14 protein-coding genes are annotated in these 16,282 nt (G+C 51.4%); 11 read left to right on the top strand and 3 right to left on the bottom strand.

From position 1 onward, the window contains the following. Nucleotides 1-115 precede the first annotated feature (115 nt). Nucleotides 116-2,344, top strand: coding sequence for a CehA/McbA family metallohydrolase domain-containing protein (locus tag ACN28Q_RS02020; RefSeq protein ID WP_230469508.1), 2,229 nt, complete (start codon nucleotides 116-118; stop codon nucleotides 2,342-2,344). Nucleotides 2,345-2,443: 99 nt separating this feature from the next. Here the strand turns inward: ACN28Q_RS02020 and ACN28Q_RS02015 are convergent, their stop codons facing one another. After that, nucleotides 2,444-2,839: an NUDIX hydrolase gene (locus ACN28Q_RS02015; protein WP_230469513.1), complete on the bottom strand. Its 396-nt coding sequence runs from the start codon at nucleotides 2,837-2,839 to the stop codon at nucleotides 2,444-2,446. Nucleotides 2,840-3,462: 623 nt separating this feature from the next. On the opposite strand from ACN28Q_RS02015, the gene ACN28Q_RS02010 reads away from it, so the two are divergent. From ACN28Q_RS02010 to ACN28Q_RS01980, 7 genes are all read left to right on the top strand, one after another. Then, complete coding sequence (locus tag ACN28Q_RS02010) at nucleotides 3,463-4,524, top strand: ABC transporter substrate-binding protein (RefSeq protein ID WP_121525171.1); 1,062 nt, start codon at nucleotides 3,463-3,465, stop codon at nucleotides 4,522-4,524. An 83-nt stretch (nucleotides 4,525-4,607) separates the two neighbouring features. Further along, nucleotides 4,608-5,945 (top strand): FAD-dependent oxidoreductase, encoded by a 1,338-nt coding sequence (locus ACN28Q_RS02005; protein WP_165906996.1) that lies wholly within the window; start codon nucleotides 4,608-4,610, stop codon nucleotides 5,943-5,945. Between the two features lie 101 nt (nucleotides 5,946-6,046). Continuing rightward, on the top strand, nucleotides 6,047-7,711 hold the full coding sequence (locus ACN28Q_RS02000; RefSeq protein WP_131928955.1) for an ABC transporter permease: 1,665 nt from the start codon (nucleotides 6,047-6,049) through the stop codon (nucleotides 7,709-7,711). Then, nucleotides 7,708-8,853 carry an ABC transporter ATP-binding protein gene (locus tag ACN28Q_RS01995; RefSeq protein ID WP_095844795.1) on the top strand — a complete coding sequence of 382 codons (1,146 nt, stop codon included), beginning with the start codon at nucleotides 7,708-7,710 and terminating at the stop codon, nucleotides 8,851-8,853. Before ACN28Q_RS02000 ends, ACN28Q_RS01995 begins: the two co-directional genes overlap by 4 nt. Continuing rightward, the gene (locus ACN28Q_RS01990; protein WP_095844794.1) at nucleotides 8,850-9,893 is read left to right on the top strand and encodes an ABC transporter substrate-binding protein; all 1,044 of its coding nucleotides are present in this window, start codon (nucleotides 8,850-8,852) and stop codon (nucleotides 9,891-9,893) included. The genes ACN28Q_RS01995 and ACN28Q_RS01990 overlap by 4 nt, the downstream gene beginning before the upstream one ends. Continuing rightward, a complete protein-coding gene (locus ACN28Q_RS01985; protein ID WP_095844793.1) occupies nucleotides 9,893-11,200 on the top strand; it encodes an NtaA/DmoA family FMN-dependent monooxygenase in 1,308 nt (435 codons plus the stop codon). The genes ACN28Q_RS01990 and ACN28Q_RS01985 overlap by 1 nt, the downstream gene beginning before the upstream one ends. Beyond that, complete coding sequence (locus tag ACN28Q_RS01980; protein ID WP_095844792.1) at nucleotides 11,200-12,210, top strand: LysR family transcriptional regulator; 1,011 nt, start codon at nucleotides 11,200-11,202, stop codon at nucleotides 12,208-12,210. The genes ACN28Q_RS01985 and ACN28Q_RS01980 overlap by 1 nt, the downstream gene beginning before the upstream one ends. 145 nt (nucleotides 12,211-12,355) lie before the next feature. Here ACN28Q_RS01980 and ACN28Q_RS01975 read toward each other — a convergent pair whose 3' ends face one another. Together ACN28Q_RS01975 and ACN28Q_RS01970 are read right to left on the bottom strand one after the other, a co-directional pair. After that, the gene (locus tag ACN28Q_RS01975; RefSeq protein ID WP_095844791.1) at nucleotides 12,356-12,622 is read right to left on the bottom strand and encodes an HPr family phosphocarrier protein; all 267 of its coding nucleotides are present in this window, start codon (nucleotides 12,620-12,622) and stop codon (nucleotides 12,356-12,358) included. Nucleotides 12,623-12,830: 208 nt separating this feature from the next. Beyond that, on the bottom strand, nucleotides 12,831-14,021 hold the full coding sequence (locus ACN28Q_RS01970; RefSeq protein ID WP_095844790.1) for an iron-containing alcohol dehydrogenase: 1,191 nt from the start codon (nucleotides 14,019-14,021) through the stop codon (nucleotides 12,831-12,833). A gap of 369 nt (nucleotides 14,022-14,390) precedes the next feature. Here ACN28Q_RS01970 and ACN28Q_RS01965 point away from each other — a divergent pair, with 369 nt between their 5' ends. From ACN28Q_RS01965 to ACN28Q_RS01955, 3 genes are read left to right on the top strand one after another with little or no spacing between them, the layout of a single operon-like run. Beyond that, nucleotides 14,391-14,840, top strand: coding sequence for a PTS sugar transporter subunit IIA (locus ACN28Q_RS01965; RefSeq protein WP_095844789.1), 450 nt, complete (start codon nucleotides 14,391-14,393; stop codon nucleotides 14,838-14,840). Between the two features lie 14 nt (nucleotides 14,841-14,854). Then, nucleotides 14,855-15,163, top strand: a complete 309-nt coding sequence (locus tag ACN28Q_RS01960) for a PTS fructose transporter subunit IIB (RefSeq protein WP_095844788.1) — start codon at nucleotides 14,855-14,857, stop codon at nucleotides 15,161-15,163. After that, on the top strand, nucleotides 15,163-16,218 hold the full coding sequence (locus tag ACN28Q_RS01955) for a PTS fructose transporter subunit IIC (protein WP_095844787.1): 1,056 nt from the start codon (nucleotides 15,163-15,165) through the stop codon (nucleotides 16,216-16,218). The genes ACN28Q_RS01960 and ACN28Q_RS01955 overlap by 1 nt, the downstream gene beginning before the upstream one ends. Nucleotides 16,219-16,282 lie beyond the last annotated feature (64 nt).

Genomic DNA, 16,282 nt, shown 5'->3' with positions numbered 1-16,282 from the left:
CGATGCGGGAGAATACATTGCACCTGAAGGGTTGTATGAGCAGAACAAAGCCCGGTCGTTTTTGGGCAGCGTTCACTGTTCCCACCGGCGCATTACGGCCGGCTCCTGGGAGGAAATGGTGTTGACCTATACCGTCGGTGCCAGTGGGCTGGCCGACGGGGCGTGGCTCAAGCTTGCCTTTAAATTTTATTCGGACTGGGCGCTTTTTCAGACCAGCGATCCCGCAGCGGCAAACTTTGTCAGCGCGGAGTATCAGGCAGGCCCCTTACTGCCCGGCCAAAGCCCGGCCACCGTGCAGCATCTTAAGGTGCGCTTCGATCAGAAAGGGCATGAGCGGCCGTTTCAGAAAGCCATTCTGATCGATATCATTGATGGATATCTCAATCCTGGGGACCAGATCCACATTCGTCTTGGCGACCGGCGCCGGGGTGGTGGTGGCACGCGCGTGCAGAGTTTTGTGGAAAAAGACTTCCGATTCCGTCTGTTTGTTGATCCGTTGGGCAGTTCAAAATTTGCAGAAGTGCCGGGCGATGTGCTGCTTGATATCGTGCCGGGGGCACCCGCGTCGCTTTCCGTTATCGCGCCGCGGCTGATCCCGCCGGGCACCGCATTCGATGCGATCGTTCGCCTGGATGACGTGTGGGGGAATACCTGTCGTGAGCTGCCGCTGGCGGGCAATCTCACGCTGACGTCCGCATCCGGGCGGATGCAGCAGCAGCGCTTTACCCTGGCTGCGCAGGGCTGGGCGGTAACCCGTATTAGCGGTCTCACTCTGAGCGCGGGTGAATGGCAGATTAGCGCCGTGCTGGACGACCTACCGCAACTGCCGGGGCAGGCGTGGATCACCATTGAAGAGACTGCCACGAAACTGCGCCCGCTCTATGCCGATCTTCATGTGCACTCCGACGATACCGTCGGCACCAATGACACGCTCTATAACCTCAGTTACGGACGGGATGTGGCGGGGTTGGATATCCTCGGTTATACGGCAAACGACTTCAACGTTACCGAGGCGCGTTGGAAACACGCGGTCAAGTTAATCAACGCGCTGAATACGCCCGACCGTTTCGTCTGTTATTCCGGTACGGAATGGTGCGGTAATACCTGTGCCGGTGGTGATCACAACGTGGTGTTTCTTGAAGACGACGAACCACAGTTTCCTTTCGATAATCAGGGCCGGCTGGTTCGCTCGTTTGAATGGAACGAATTCACGGCCGGCACAATCAAGCCAGGTGCCTGGCCTCTGGACGAACTCTATGCCGCCTATGCGCGCGAGCCGCACAAACACCTGTTAATCCCACACATCGGCGGGCGCCGTTGTAACCTTGACTGGCACCATCCGGAACTGGAGCGTCTGATTGAAGTCGGGTCGGCATGGGGACAGTTCCACTGGGTGTATGCCGAAGCGCTGGAGCGTGGTTATCGTCTTGGTGCTTCGGCAAACAGTGATGAACATCAGGGGCGGTGCGGCGGCGGCGTCCCGGCGACGGCGGTCTTTGGTTCGCGCGGCGGCCTGACCGGTGTTCTGGCGGAACGGTTTGATCGCAAAGGCGTGGCGCAGGCATTACGCGCTCGCCATACGTTTGCAACTACGGGCGAGCGCAGTTATGCCGAACTGCGTGCAGGTGATGCATTGATGGGTGATGTCGCCGCTTTCAGCACTGCCAGTGCACTCACTTATCGCTTGTTGGGTGATGCAGGCTGGGAGTCCGTTACGCTCTTTGATGGGAAAAAAGTGGTCTGGGAGCGGGATTTACACGCTGAACTGGGGCGCTCAACGCGTGAATTTCGTGTCAGGCTCAGCGGCGCGCGCATTAAAGATCGTTATCGAGGGGCATACTGGCATGGCGAAGTTGAGGTCCTGGGCTCGCCGATCAATCATTTCCGGCTCACCGGCGCGGACCACCCGGAACAAACCCTCTGGCGTAAAAGCCACACACAGATCGGTTTGCGCACCGACACCAATGGTGACAGCGACACCATCAACGTCATTACCGGTGGGCTGGAACAGGCGCGCATTCGCCTGCAACTGGATATTAATGGTTATATAAAAGTTGGCGATCCTCTGGCACCTAATCCACATGCATACGCCCCCACGTTTTTCACTGAACTGGATGGTAACGAGCTATTGCGTGCAGGGAAACTGACATTTAGCCTGCCAGGAACAGAGTTACAGATTGAGATCGAAGCCGTGACCGAGAAAGCGTTGCCGCGTGATCTCAGCGGTGAAATTCAGATCGGTGAATTACCGTTGCCTGAGAAAAAGGAACACGCGCTATTTATCAGTGCCCGGCAAAGTGATCAATCGCGCATATGGACTTCTGCGCTTTTCCTGGCACGTTGAACATTCAGTTCGGATTTTATTACGCCGGCTTAGGTGCCTGGAGGGAGAGCGGTTGGCAACGAGGACATGCCGTTGCCAACCGCCATTTTGGCTGCCTTGCTAGACCGGATTTAACAGCGGCAGCACATGGTCTTTTGTAAGTGGCGCCAGGTTCACTCCTTTATCTTGTCCCGGTTGAAACCAGATGATTTCTGCTATCTCGGCGGCTGGGGAAACAGGTTCTGAAATGTGAACCTTGAATATTTCGGCTACAACCGTCCAGCCTGGCTCGTTGACGGCGGGTGCGGCGAACTTACCGATATACTCGGGCGCGGACGCGGAAACCTGCACATTCAGCTCTTCCTGAAGCTCACGGCAAAGCGCTGCTATGGGTTTTTCGCCGCGTTCTATCTTGCCGCCGGGCTGCATGAAAGCGGCGGTGCCGCGTTTTCTGACCAACAAGACTCGTCCATCCGAACGAACGATGAGCGCGGCAGCGATATGTATTTCTTTGATGGTTGCCATGTCGTTTTTCATATTCCCTATTAAAGCGAAATGTAGTTACAGAGAGCCCTTGTTTGAAAGAAAAACGTGTCCCCATCGAGCTCGCTAGATGAGCCTCCAGCAGAAAACCGATGCCTTTGACGGGAACGAAAGGGCTGTTATCTCCGGCATGCCGCTAGCATAACCTGTATGAAATCCGTGGGCTACACCCGGCAAATTTGTCGCTACCCAGTCACTGACTCAAGTAAGCTCCTGGGGATTTCTTATCTCTCTGGGGGCCAGCGCTAGTGCTGTGCAAAACGCTTTCACGATAATTTCTAAAAATAGATAAAAGTTTTGCGGGCGAAATTAATCAACCGAAAAAAGAATGCAAGCTATTGGTGAAGTCATAAAGTTAGCAAAGGATTTTGATATTAAAATCAATACCAAAGCTGTGCTTCTGTGCCAGTGGCAATTAGGGCCAGAGACCTTAAGGGATATACATCCCTGGTGCCTATTTATACCAAAAACAATATAAGAATATACAAATATATTTGTTTTAAACTATTAGTATTGATCGTAGTTTGCTCTCTCACCCAACAGGTATCCCTGATTGTGCTCAGGTCGATACGGTTAACTTTAACAAGAGAGCTGCTATGGATGCTCAGACACCAGACCGCTTATGGTATACCCGCTGCCCTGTTCCTACTGCGTCAGGAATCGCTATTCACAAGAACTGGTTAAGTGAAGCTTTTGCACCTGAAGGGATTGAAGTGACCTCTTTGCGCGCTTCACCGGATAGGGCAATCCGGGAGTCACATTTTGACCACGTTCAGATTAATTCTTTTCGTCAGGGAGGCAATGCGCCACCAATCTGGTCGCGCTCAGAAGGGCGTGATGTGGTCGTGGTGGGGCTGACGTGGCTGCCTCAATATCAGTCAATCCTGGCTTTGCCGGGCTCCGGTATTAAGAGCGTCCAGGATCTTCGTGGTAAGAAACTGGCACTGCCGCGGCGTGTTAAGGACAAAATAGATTTCTGGCGCGCTTCTGCTTTACAGGGGTATCTGCAATCGCTTGCGGCAGTAGGGCTCTCAGCAGAAGATGTTGAACTGATCGATTTGCCGGTTGAACGGGCCTATATCCAGGAGCAAACCGCGTCTGAGCGCGGGGGATTATTTGATGCGCGCCAGACAGCAAGTTCCGCACGTGAGGAAGCGTTCGCGCTAATCCGTGGTGAGGTCGATGCCATTTACCATTATGGGGCGCTGGGGCCGCAACTTCAGGAGTTTCTGGGGGCGATTACCGTCGTTGACCTTAACCATCACCCTGATCAACGTGTTGCCATTAATAATGGTACGCCGAATGTGTTGTCCGTCAGTGGTCAACTGGTGCGAGAACACCCGGACCTGGTGGCGCGCTATCTTGCTGAAGTATTGCGTGCGGCGCGCTGGGCGAAATCCCATCGGCAGGAAGCGCAGCAGATTGTCGCCAGGGAAGTGTCCGTGGTGGATGAGTGGGTGCCTGCTGCGTTTGATGACAGCTTGTTTGACAATCTTGAACCGAGCCTGCGCCCAGAGCTGATTAATGCATTACGGATTCGAAAGGATTTTCTTTTAAAGCACGGGTTTATACGAAAAGACTTTTCCATCGATGAGTGGATTGAGCCTGGCCCTCTTGCCGCAGCACACGCATTACTGAATAAAGAGGGCGCAAAATGACCCTATCCCCTGGGCTGGAGGCTCTGCGTCTCAGCGTTGAGCATGAGCTTGAACTGATTGCGCCACGTCCTCGGGAATGGACATTGCGTAAACGCTTTAGGAATCAGCCGGTCTTGGACGTGCTCATCGTGGGGGCCGGGCAGGTCGGCCTGGCAACGGCATTTGGCCTGCGCCAGGCGCGTATCAATCAGGTGATGATGATTGATCAACGCCCACCTGGGTTTGAGGGGCCATGGCTGACCCATGCCCGCATGCATGAGCTGCGCACGTCGAAAAATGAGACGGGCCCCAGTCTGGGGGTTCCCTCGCTTACGCCTCAGGCATGGTATGAAGCCCGTTATGGTCAGGAGGCATGGCAAAATATTGGGGCAATATCACGTAAAGATTGGGCTGAATATCTGGCCTGGTTTAGAGATACGTTGGGTTTTACGGTAACCAATCATGCCAAATTGGTACAGATAATCCCTCAGGATGAGATATTGCAGGCGGTCTACGAAACGCCAGAGGGAAAAGCGTCGGTGCTGGCGCGGAAAATCGTTCTGGCTACGGGATTTGCAGACAGTGGTGGATTAAATGTCCCAGAGGTGCTGAAAAATCTGCCTTCTCATCTCTACGCTCATTCAGCACAACACATCGATTTTACTCAACTTGAAGGGAAACACATTGCGGTTATGGGGGCTGGGGCAGCGGCGTTTGAAAATGCAGCCACAGCCCTGGAAAACGGCGCGGCCAGCGTCGATATCTTCGTCCGTCGTGCGCAGGTTCCTCGGGTCAATATGTTCCACTGGAGCGATTTTTACGGTGTGATGAACCATTACGGTGATATGCCCGATCTTTATCGCTGGCGTTTTAGCCGCCACCTGCTGGAAGCCGGCCATCCACCGCCTGCGGGATCATTCAAACGTTGCGAACCGTTCAAAAACTTTCGGGTGCTCACGGGGCAGTCTTGGCTGGAGACACAGCCTAAAAATGATGGGCTTACTGTACGCACTGCAGCAGGCTGGTTTGATTATGACTTCGTTATCTGTGGCACCGGCAATAACCCGGACGTTCGCCATTTTAGTCCGCTGGCGGCGTTTGCAGACAATATAGCGGTATGGGCTGACCGGCTGGAGCCTGAGGTGGCGCAGGAAAACCCGGTACTGTCGACCTATCCCTATTTAGGTGAGCACTTTGAACTGGTGCCGCTTGACCCGCAACGTATGCCTTTGCTGCGCAGCATCTATTGCCCTAACAGCAGCGCTCAGGTCAGCATGGGCAATTCAGGTGGGGTGCCGGGTATGCGTGCGGCAGTGCCGCGCCTGATGCAGGGGTTGGTACGGGATCTGTTTGTTGAGGATGTCGAGACATATTACCAGCAGTTCATTGATTACGATGCTCCTGAGCCGGATGACATTGCGTTTCTTAACGGAGGGGCATAGCGGTGGGCGCGTTTTGGTCATTGTTGCGCAGATGGCGCTGGAAGGGGCGATATTACCCAATACTCGTTCTTCTTATCCTGTTACTGGTGTGGCCTGCCATCATGCTGTTAATCGGTGGTTTTCGCAGCGCTCCGCCCGGTTCGCCGGCGGACTGGACGGTTCAGGCAATACCGGCATTGCTTGCAAAGGCGGAGTTGTTTCAGGCGATATTCAATTCATTTAAACTGGCGGTTTCGGCAACGTTACCTGCACTTATCCTGGCCATCCTTTTTGCCTGGTTATCGCAAAGAACCACGATGACACTCAGGCGTGTTATTACACCGGCAATGATGCTGGTTTTTGCCATGCCTTCGTTATTTTATGCGCTTGCATTCGATCTGTTCGCGAATCGTTATAACGGCTATGCCAATAGTCTGATTAACTTATTAGGCGGTTCTCAGATATTCCAGGTTGATGCCGAGTCCTGGTCTGGTCTGATTGGCGTGACATTCTTGCGTGCCACCGCTTTTATCTATTTATTCATCGCACCTGCATTTCGTGGATTAGATATCGCTCATGAAGATGCATCATTAACCTGCGGCCGCGGTCGACTTGCCACTTTTCTGCTCATTAGCTTGCCAATGCTTGCGCCAGCGATAACCGGCGCGGTAATCCTGAGCTTTGTCGCCGGCCTGCATTCGTTTGATACGCCATTGATTTTGGGGGAACCCGTCGGTATTCGTGTCATCGCCACTGAAATATATGACATGTTAGTGAATAGCTATCCTCCTGCCTATGCCGAGGCGAGTCTACTCTCAGTCGCTCTGGTCGTGTTTGTCGCACTGCTATGCATTGTGCAATCTTTTATCATGGGGCGTCGTGGTTATATAACGGTGACAGGCAAGAGAACAACACAGCCTTTATTACCATTAGGGAAATGGGCATGGGCAGCCAATACACTGGTGATTCTCTTCTTGTTGCTTGCCATCGTCGCGCCGTTCCTGTCATTGATTTATGGCGCATTGCAGCCTTATCCGGGCGTTTATGGGCAGATCAGCCTGATGCATTTCGGGCGTGTATTTACACAACCGGGTATCTGGCAAGCCATCATCACTACCTTAAAGCTTTCGGTTACGGTAGGGGCCGCGGCAATGGTGCTGGCCGTGATGCTTTGCCTTACATCCCGGCATTTTAGCCCGCGTATCCGCTCCGTTGTGCGCTTTAGCACGTTATTACCTTATGCCATGCCTGGCATCGTTGCCGCGTTGTCGGTCACCTGGGCCTGGTTAAGTTTGCCGGGATTAAAACTGCTTTATGGTACGGTCTGGATGATGATGCTGGCATTTATTGTCGTCGTCATGCCTTTCGCCATGCAGGCGGCTAATGCGGTCACCAGCCAGTTATCTCATGAACTTGGCGAAGCCGCACGTATCGCCGGCGCATCCATGTTGCAGAGCGTATTTCAGATCACCGGCCCGCTAATCCTGCCTGGATTTTTAGTCGGCTGGTTTTTTATCGCCATTATCATCGCAGGCAATCTGGATATCCCCCTGTTATTGGGGTCCCCCACCTTATCCACCATTGCTTCGCAAACTTACCTGTTGCAGTCGCAGGGACAAACCGGGGACGCAGCGGCGTTACTGATTTGCACACTGCTATTACTGATTGCGGTCGCACTCATCGGGGCAGGTATTAAATTTGTCTGGCGGCGGCGTCATGCGCGGCTCAGGCAACAACCCGCCCCAGCATCCTCGGTTTTGCGTCCACAGGAGTCTGAATACTCATGAGCCATATTGAGATTAATGCACTGCGTAAACGTTATCCTAATGGCGCAGGGCTTGCCCGATTGGATTTGACAATAGAACACGGTGAATTTTTTGTGCTGTTAGGGCCAAGCGGCTGTGGCAAAACCACCGCCTTACGTTGTCTTGCCGGGCTGGAAATACCGGACAGCGGGTGGATTAGCCTCGATAACACGCGTGTTGTTGAACCGCAACAGGGGCGGTTTGTTGCCCCACAACATCGTATGCTGGGGATGGTCTTTCAAAGTTATGCACTTTGGCCGCATATGACCGTTGAACAGAACGTAGCATATCCCTTAAAAGCAAGGCGCTACTCGCGTTCTGCGCGGGTGCAGGCGGTTGAAGATGCGCTCACGCTTGTCGATCTGAACGCTGTTGCACACCGTTATCCTGGTGAATTGTCCGGGGGGCAGCAGCAGCGGGTGGCGCTGGCGCGCGCACTGGCAGCACGACCAACATTGGTGCTATTTGATGAACCGCTATCGAATCTGGATGCGCAGCTACGTATACGTTTACGTCAAGAGCTGCGCCGTGTGCACCATGAAGTCAACTATACCGCCGTTTATGTCACTCATGACCAGGATGAAGCGCTGGCCTTAGCCGATCGTATTGCGGTTATGCGTGATGGTCGGATTGAGCAATTAGGTACGCCGGTACAGATTTTCCAGCACCCTGAAACGCGCTTTGTCGCTGAATTTGTCGGTTTCGATAACTTTTTATCCGGGCGTGTCCGATCAACGGATAAAGGAAGCATGACTGTGGCTGTTCCCGGTCTGGCTCATCCGGTTAACGCCAGGGCAATGCGGCATTTTGCCGTTGGTGAGCCGGTTGAACTGGCGATACGTTCGGGCAATTTGCAGTGGAGTTTGACCGGCGACCGGTTAAGCGCCAATACCGTCCCGGTTGCACTTATTGATGCGCAATATCAGGGGGATGCCTATCAATGCGTGTTTTCCTGTTCAACGGGAATACGTCTAAATGCGCGGTTATCTGTTCATCAATGGCATGAGATGACATCTTCTGTTCCCTCATCAGAGGGCGGCTTCCTGCACTTTCCTGCTGATGCTTTAGTCGCATTGCCTGTTGAGTTACTTTCCACCTCGAATAAGCTTGAGGAACTACCATGAAAACCTTATTGGGCCGGGTATTGTTGGGCTGTGCTCTGTTGACTATCGCGGTTAAATCGCTGGCAACCACAGCAGATGAATCACTCTCTCAGCTGTACAAACAGGCTAAAGCGGCGGGGCAGTCACAGGTGGTTATCTATCTTCCCTATGGGAATTTGCAACCTGTGTGGGATGCCTTTACTCAGGCCTGGCCGGGGATTACGGTGCGGCCAGCCGTTATCTCCGGTGGCGGGGCGCCTCTACTTGCTCGTATCCGGGCAGAGGCAACCAGTGGAAATTATACCGGTGACGTTGTGATCAGTGGCCTGGGCGATATTCACACTCTGCAGCAGGAGCATCGGCTCGAAAAAGATGTTCCCCCGCAAGCTACATCGCTCCCGGAACAATATAAAGACAGCGCAGGTTACTATCAGATCCCCTTCAATACGCTATTTACTCTGGTCTACAACCCCAATTTGATTAAGCCGGAGCAGTTGCCTCAAACATTTGACGAAGCGGTAAGTCAAAAAAACCAGGGGCATTTTGGTTATGCCCGATTCACCGGTGCCGCGGCCCCGGATCTCGCCGGCAGCGTCTTATTCTGGAATAACGCGGTGAGTGATGAACAGTTAAAACAGATCAAAGCCAATGGGCGCGAAGTGCCCACCGCTATTGCATTGCTGACCAATATTGCTCAGGGGCGGCTTGCTTATGGTTTATGGGCACCTACGCAGAATGTGAAGAAAATTCAACAGGATGGTGCTCCCCTGGCCATCCATTTATTGAAAGATTCTGCCGTGTTGATGGGCCCGGGTATGGCAATGTTAAATCATGCGCCAAACAAAGCGGCCGCTCAATTGCTCAGAGGATGGCTTTTAAGCGATGCAGGGCAACGGGCACTTGGCGAATTAGCATCAAGCTATGGAACCCAACCAGGGGCGCCCGTTCCACCAGGATTGCCTGATGTCTCTGATTATGCCTTTAAAACCATTCCTCTCTCTCATTGGGAAGAAACGCTGCGGGCTTTCCGCTCTCATACTCAGGCTATCTGGGGGAACTGATGGCACAGAATAGATCCCATTTGCATTTCAATTTTCATGGCAACAGTTCAGGGGAGCATCTGGCGGCATGGCGGCGCGAATCAACCGAACTGCCGGCTCGCTTTCTGCCAGAACATTATATCCAGATTGCTAAACTGGCTGAAAAAGGACTGTTTGACGCGGTGTTCTTCGCTGCTGGCCTGGCTATCCCTGATGATGGCCGTCCGGTCAGGCCATTAATCGATCCCACCGTTTTAATCCCTGTTCTTGCCGCGCAGACTTCACATATTGGCTTCGTCGCGACATTGTCGACCACTTTCAATGAACCCTATAACGTGGCTCGTACTCTGGCCTCGCTAGACCATGTTTGCGGTGGGCGTATTGGTTGGAACATTGTCACCACTTATGATGAACAGGCCGCCGCGAATTTTGGCATGACATCACTGCCCGATCGGGCTTCGCGATATGCCCGTGCGGAAGAGTTCGTTAATGTGGTATGCAAATTATGGGGTAGTTGGGCTGATGACGCGGTGCTGTCAAAGCGCGGTGGTGAGGTTGATATCAATAACCAACATATCCATCCTGTTCATCATGTGGGGCGATTTTTTTCCGTGAAAGGAGCTTCTCAGACACCGCGGACGCCGCAGGGGCGGCCAGTACTGTTTCAGGCGGGCGGTTCGCCGGCAGGAATGGCGCTGGCTGCCCGCTATGCCGATGCTGTGTTCAGCATTGGTCTTGAGCTGGAGCAGGCGCAGAACTTTTACCGTGAATTAAAAAAACAGGTGGTGGAAGCGGGGCGATCCCCTGATGATCTGGCCGTGTTACCCGGTGTTTATCTTTATCTAGGGGGAACTGAAGACGAAGCCGAACGTAAGCGGATCGCGCTACTTGAAGCTCCGGGCGCGTTAGAAGGGTATGTTAAACAGCTTGCGACACGGCTGGGCGTTCAGGCTGAAGCGCTTGTGCTAGACGCCCCTGTGCCGGAGTCTATACTACGCGATGCAGAATCACGTGCGGGTTCAGTGGGGCATACCCGCGCGCTTGTCGCATCATTAGGTTCTGGCCATCAAACGCTAAGGCAATTTATTGCACGGCAGCCCGTTGGCGGGCCACACAGGGTAATTATTGGTACTCCTGAGCAAGCCGCCGCCACACTGGCAGACTGGTTCCGTCAGGGGGCGGCAGATGGTTTTAATATCGGCAATTTATCTTTACCTGAACTGGAGATGTTTGTGGAAGGCGTTGTGCCAATACTACAAAAACAAGGTCTTTTTCGTGAAGGTTATAGCGGTAACACTTTACGTCATCATCTGGAGGCGTTGCACTGATGGCTGCCAGGCATTCTGATATTCAGGCGGGCGCTGCTGGTATCAGCCTCGGTAAGTTACGCAGTTTTGTCGCGGTTGCGGAAGAGGGGCAATTCAGCCAGGCGGCTCGCCGCTTAGGGGTCGCTCAGCCTTCATTAAGTTCTCAAATCCGTGAGCTGGAAAAACTATTGGGTGTGGTTTTGTTTAATCGAACGACGCGCTCATTAGCACTTACGGCGGAAGGTGAACGTTTTTTGCAACGGGCCCGTCAGTTACTCCGGGATCTGAACTCCGCAGTCGCTGATTTACGCAATTTAGCGGAACTGAATCATGGACGTATTGTTGTGGCGGCAACGCCATCGCTTTCTTCTGCTCTGTTACCGCAGGCGATACAGGATTTTCGTCAGCGCTTTCCAGATATCGTGGTCCAGGTGCGGGAGGGGTTGTTTTCCGACGTGGAAGATATGGTGATGAATGGTATCGCGGATATCGGTGTCGGCCCACGTCCGGAACGCCATCGTAGCCTCGTATTTAATCCGCAAATTATGGAGCAATTTGTCGCGCTCGTTCCCCCAGAACACCCTCTGACAGCGCAGCAGCCTGTAACGCTAGAGGCGCTTGCCGTTTGGCCAATGATTGCGCTGGCCACAGGGGCGGGTATCCGAAGCGTGATGGAAAATACCTTTCAGGACAAAGGGTTATTTCCAGAGATTCATCATGTATTAACACGCCAGGACAGTGTGATCGCGATGGTGGAGGCGAATTTAGGCATTGCCTGGTTGCCTGCGCTGGTGGCACTCTCTGGTCGGCCGCGGCGGGTCCGTATTCTGCAGGTCGAGCAACCTGGAAACAATCGCGAATTAGGCTTTATTCAACGGCCGGGGGGAAGCCCTTCAGTGGCTGCAACCGCTTTCGGAGAGCATTGTTTTAGTGAAGCTGTGTTGACTGCTGCGTGGGCTGCGAATGATACCGAAAAAATGATAAAGAGAGCGTTGTTAGCCTGCATTTTTAGCCGGCCCATTTCATCATAGAACGGGGCGTGGGCTGGTATCCGGAGTAGGCCCGGCGGATGTCTGAAGATGCCTGGGGCTTGCTGCTGGCCATCGGCTTCATCCTGTATAAAAAATGACATCCTTGGTACCTGCTTTGTGGCTGGAGTTCTCTTCTGGCTCGTAGTCACTCTTCGCCAAAGCCCGATGCAAAAAGGGTTTTAATTTCGTCCATGGCGTCCTGTTCATCCTGTCCATCGCAAATGACCTCAAGTGCGGACCCCGACCTGATGCCGGCTGATAATATGCCAAGAACGCTTTTCAATTTAATAACCTTATCATTATGGATAAGTTCAATCGTTGACTGGTATTTACGGGATAGTTTCGCCAGCACTGTCGCTGGTCTGGCGTGCAACCCCGTTTTATTCCTGACAATCACTTTTTCTTTTAGCATATAATCACCTTTATTATTTCAGTCAGGAAAATATTCGTTGACCGGATTATGTGGTGTGATCCGCTTCACATTGGAAAATCATCCCTTAACATTTCAAGTTGGTTGCCACCGTGTTACTTTCCTTGTTATATAGAACCGTCGCATACGTTGGGCGTAATAGTGGCAGCGGAAGGTCAATCGGCCTTAATTATTTAGGGTGTGGATAGCGTTATTTAGCATTGTGATAAATATTGATCACATCCTCTTTGGTTAATTCTCTGAAGTATTTACCGATACTCCCATTTCCCGTTGCAATGGCATTTTCAGCCATATGTTCTATTTCCTCATTGGTTGGATGAATATCGAGTTCAGCCAGCGTCGTCGGCATCCCTATTTTTTGGCACCATTCATCCCATGCGGAAATACCCAACAGGGCTGTCTCTTCCAGATCATTATAATTCGTGGCAATACCAAACACGTTGGTGGCAAACTGAGCGAAACGGGGAATATCTGTCTGATAAACGTAGCGAGACCAAGTTGACCATATCGCGGTAATACTGGCGCCGTGAATCACGTCAAAAAGCGCGCTTAGCTCTTGGGCAATTTTGTGGACGGGGAAGTCCGATTCTCTCCCTGTGCCGGTCAGACCGTTGTGAGAGAGACTTCCGGCCCATGCCAAATTGGCTCTGGCTTCATAATCATCAGGACGCTTCAATACTTTCTCTATTTCTTCTTTTACGGTGACTAGCAGTCCCTCCGATATTCTATCTGTTAATTTAACGTCACGCGTACGGGTAAAATAACGCTCCATCGTATGGAACATGATATCCGCCCCGCCGCTGGCGGTATGATAAGCCGGGACCGAAAAGGTAAATTCCGGATTGATGATGGCGAATAACGGACGGGCACAATCATGATTATACGAGCGTTTAAAGGTTTCACCCTTGCCGTTTACAATTGTCACGACCGTAGAATTGCTGGTTTCGGAACCCGTGGCGGCGATCGTGGAAATACAGCCAACTGGTGCGATCTTGCTCGTCGTCACCTTGTTTAGGAATAGATCCTCCAGGTTAAAATCATTGGCTAACCCGTAAGCGATCGCCTTGGAGGAATCAATCGCGCTGCCGCCGCCGATGGCAAGAATGAAATCAACGCCTCTTGCCTTGCACAGCTTCACCCCCTCCTGGGCCAAAGATAATCTGGGATTGGGTACTACGCCACCCAGGTCGACATAGTCGATGCCATATTCTTCCAGACTCTTATGCACGCGATCCAGAAGCCCATTTTCGTATAAATAGGTCCCACCAAAATGGATTAGCACATTCTTATAGCCAAGTGCCTTGATTTCGGCCCCTACACGGGATTCGACATTTCGGCCAAAAATGACTTTTGTGGGAGTATGATATTCAAAATTTATCATTTATTACTTCCTCTGGTTGTATTCGGTTTTTTAAAATTATAAACAAGGTTATCAAAATAAAAATAGAATAAATTTCACTAATATAGTGCATTAAAAAACGTATGCACCAGCAATGAAAAATAAGGTTGTTTTATGATAAGCAGGTCACATTTATTAAATTGAATGCGAGTAATAGGTAATCATTGGATCGAGGTGATGCGAGATTTATATTAAAAAATTCATGTGGTTACATTAATAAAACAATCATTTCACTTATATTTTCACTACCTTGATGAAATTTATTGAATTGTTCGTATTTTTTTATCTTGTTAGGGTGGCGATAGTTATCAGATGAGCGATTTTATTTAAAATTTAGGGCGGAGGTTAAATATGGATCTCGTATCCATGCTTGATGCAAGGCTGGTCAGGTTTGATTTTGAAGTATCAGACAAGCATGACGCGATATGCAAGATAAGCCAGCTCATGTTCGATGCTGGGAAAATTAGCGATAAGGAGACATATATAACAGGTGTCCTCGAGCGCGAAGAGGAACAATCAACCGGGATTGGCATGGGGATCGCTATTCCGCATTGCAAAAGTGATTGCGTAAAAGAAGCCTCTTTCACCCTAATCAAACTGCGCCGTGCTATTGAATGGGATGCCGTCGACGATCAGTTGGTTGAATATATTATAATGCTGGCCGCGCCAAATACATCTGACAATATACACCTGAAGGTATTATCACGATTGGCTGTTTGTCTAACTGACAATGATTTCAGAGAGAAGTTGTTAAGAATCACAACAATGGATGAACTGAGAGTTTTATTTGAACGATTATAATCGAGGAAAAAAACATGTACATTGTTTGTGTAACAAGCTGTGCAGTAGGCATAGCTCATACTTATATGGCGGCCGCCAACTTGAAAAAAACGGCGGAGAACATTGGGTTAGAAATAAAAATAGAAACCCAGGGCGCGCAGGGTACCGAAAACGAAATAACTAACGACGATATTATTCGTGCAGATGCTTGCATTATTGCCAGTGACGTACGTATTCGCAATGGAGATCGATTTGACGCTCTACCTACCTTAACTGTGAGCGCCAGTGAAGCCGTACGCCATCCGGAATCAATAATCAAAGAATTAATGGAGGCTTTAGAATAATGGTAGAGATCAAACGCAAAACATCAAATAAGAAGAGTCAGCTATCGTTCATTAAAGACTCACTGATGAGCGGCATTTCTTACATGATCCCCGTCATTGTGGGGGGAGCCATCCTGCAAGCAATTGCCAAAGCAATGGGCGGGTATGACATCGGCGCCCATATGGCGCAAGTCGACAGCTTGTCCAAAGTCATCTTCCTCATCGGCACGGCATTGATGAACTTTACTGTTCCTGCCATCGCTGGCTTCACCGCCTATGCGATGGGGGATAAGCCAGCGCTAGCTCCCGGCCTGGCCATGGGGACCTTGGCCCTGAATCTCAGCACTGGATTCGTGGGCGGGCTAGTCGGCGGCATCATCGTCGGCTACCTGACCATTGCTATCAAGAAAATCAATGTCCCTAAAGCAATGCAGGGTATCATGCCCATTCTGGTTATTCCGGTGTTCGTGACGCTAATTGCCGGCCTGCTGATGTACTACGTCTTCGGTACGCCGATAGCCATCTTCATGGAAGCCTTGACGGAATTTCTCGTTTCGCTGAACGGCGGCTCCCGCTTTATTCTCGGTGCGGTTATCGGCGCCATGATGTGCTGCGACAACGGGGGGCCCGTAAGTAAAACGGCTGCAACGTTCGTGAATGCCCTGAATGCCAGTGGCGTCCTCATTCCGACGTCGGCTAAAATGTGTTCGGGCATGACATCGCCGTTGGGAATCGGCCTAGCGACGTTCCTTGGTGGAAAAAGGAAATTCACCGACGGGGAGAAAGAACAAGGGAAAACGTTATTATTTCTGTCGTGTTGTTATATTCAGGAAGGTGTTATTCCATTCCAGATCAACGATCCGCTGCGCGTGACCTTATGCTGTATGACCGGTGGTGCGATCACCGGCGGGTTATGCATGACATTTGGTATTGAATCCCCAGCGGTACATGGCGGCGCGTTCGTTATTCCGATGGTATCCAATCCGTTGCTGTTCTTTGGCCTGTGGGCATTGGGCGGCATTATTACCGGCGTGCTTTATGCCATAGTCAGGCGGCCGCTATCCCCGGAAGCGTAGAGTTAATTCAGGAGGATTATTGAGAGGTAACTGAGTGACATTATTCTCCATAACTCAAAAAAGG

The organism is Gibbsiella quercinecans (genome assembly GCF_002291425.1).
Classification (GTDB): Bacteria; Pseudomonadota; Gammaproteobacteria; order Enterobacterales; family Enterobacteriaceae; genus Gibbsiella; species Gibbsiella quercinecans.
This window is presented reverse-complemented; position numbering and strand designations above follow the sequence as displayed.

Coding starts and splice junctions, on each gene's coding strand:
- ACN28Q_RS01990 (WP_095844794.1), top strand. CDS start 8,850: ATGAAAACCTTATTGGGCCGGGTATTGTTGGGCTGTGCTCTGTTGACT.
- ACN28Q_RS01980 (WP_095844792.1), top strand. CDS start 11,200: ATGGCTGCCAGGCATTCTGATATTCAGGCGGGCGCTGCTGGTATCAGC.
- ACN28Q_RS01960 (WP_095844788.1), top strand. CDS start 14,855: ATGTACATTGTTTGTGTAACAAGCTGTGCAGTAGGCATAGCTCATACT.
- ACN28Q_RS02000 (WP_131928955.1), top strand. CDS start 6,047: ATGCTGTTAATCGGTGGTTTTCGCAGCGCTCCGCCCGGTTCGCCGGCG.
- ACN28Q_RS01970 (WP_095844790.1), bottom strand. CDS start 14,021: ATGATAAATTTTGAATATCATACTCCCACAAAAGTCATTTTTGGCCGA.
- ACN28Q_RS01995 (WP_095844795.1), top strand. CDS start 7,708: ATGAGCCATATTGAGATTAATGCACTGCGTAAACGTTATCCTAATGGC.
- ACN28Q_RS02010 (WP_121525171.1), top strand. CDS start 3,463: ATGGATGCTCAGACACCAGACCGCTTATGGTATACCCGCTGCCCTGTT.
- ACN28Q_RS01955 (WP_095844787.1), top strand. CDS start 15,163: ATGGTAGAGATCAAACGCAAAACATCAAATAAGAAGAGTCAGCTATCG.
- ACN28Q_RS01975 (WP_095844791.1), bottom strand. CDS start 12,622: ATGCTAAAAGAAAAAGTGATTGTCAGGAATAAAACGGGGTTGCACGCC.
- ACN28Q_RS02020 (WP_230469508.1), top strand. CDS start 116: ATGGTGTTGACCTATACCGTCGGTGCCAGTGGGCTGGCCGACGGGGCG.
- ACN28Q_RS01965 (WP_095844789.1), top strand. CDS start 14,391: ATGGATCTCGTATCCATGCTTGATGCAAGGCTGGTCAGGTTTGATTTT.
- ACN28Q_RS01985 (WP_095844793.1), top strand. CDS start 9,893: ATGGCACAGAATAGATCCCATTTGCATTTCAATTTTCATGGCAACAGT.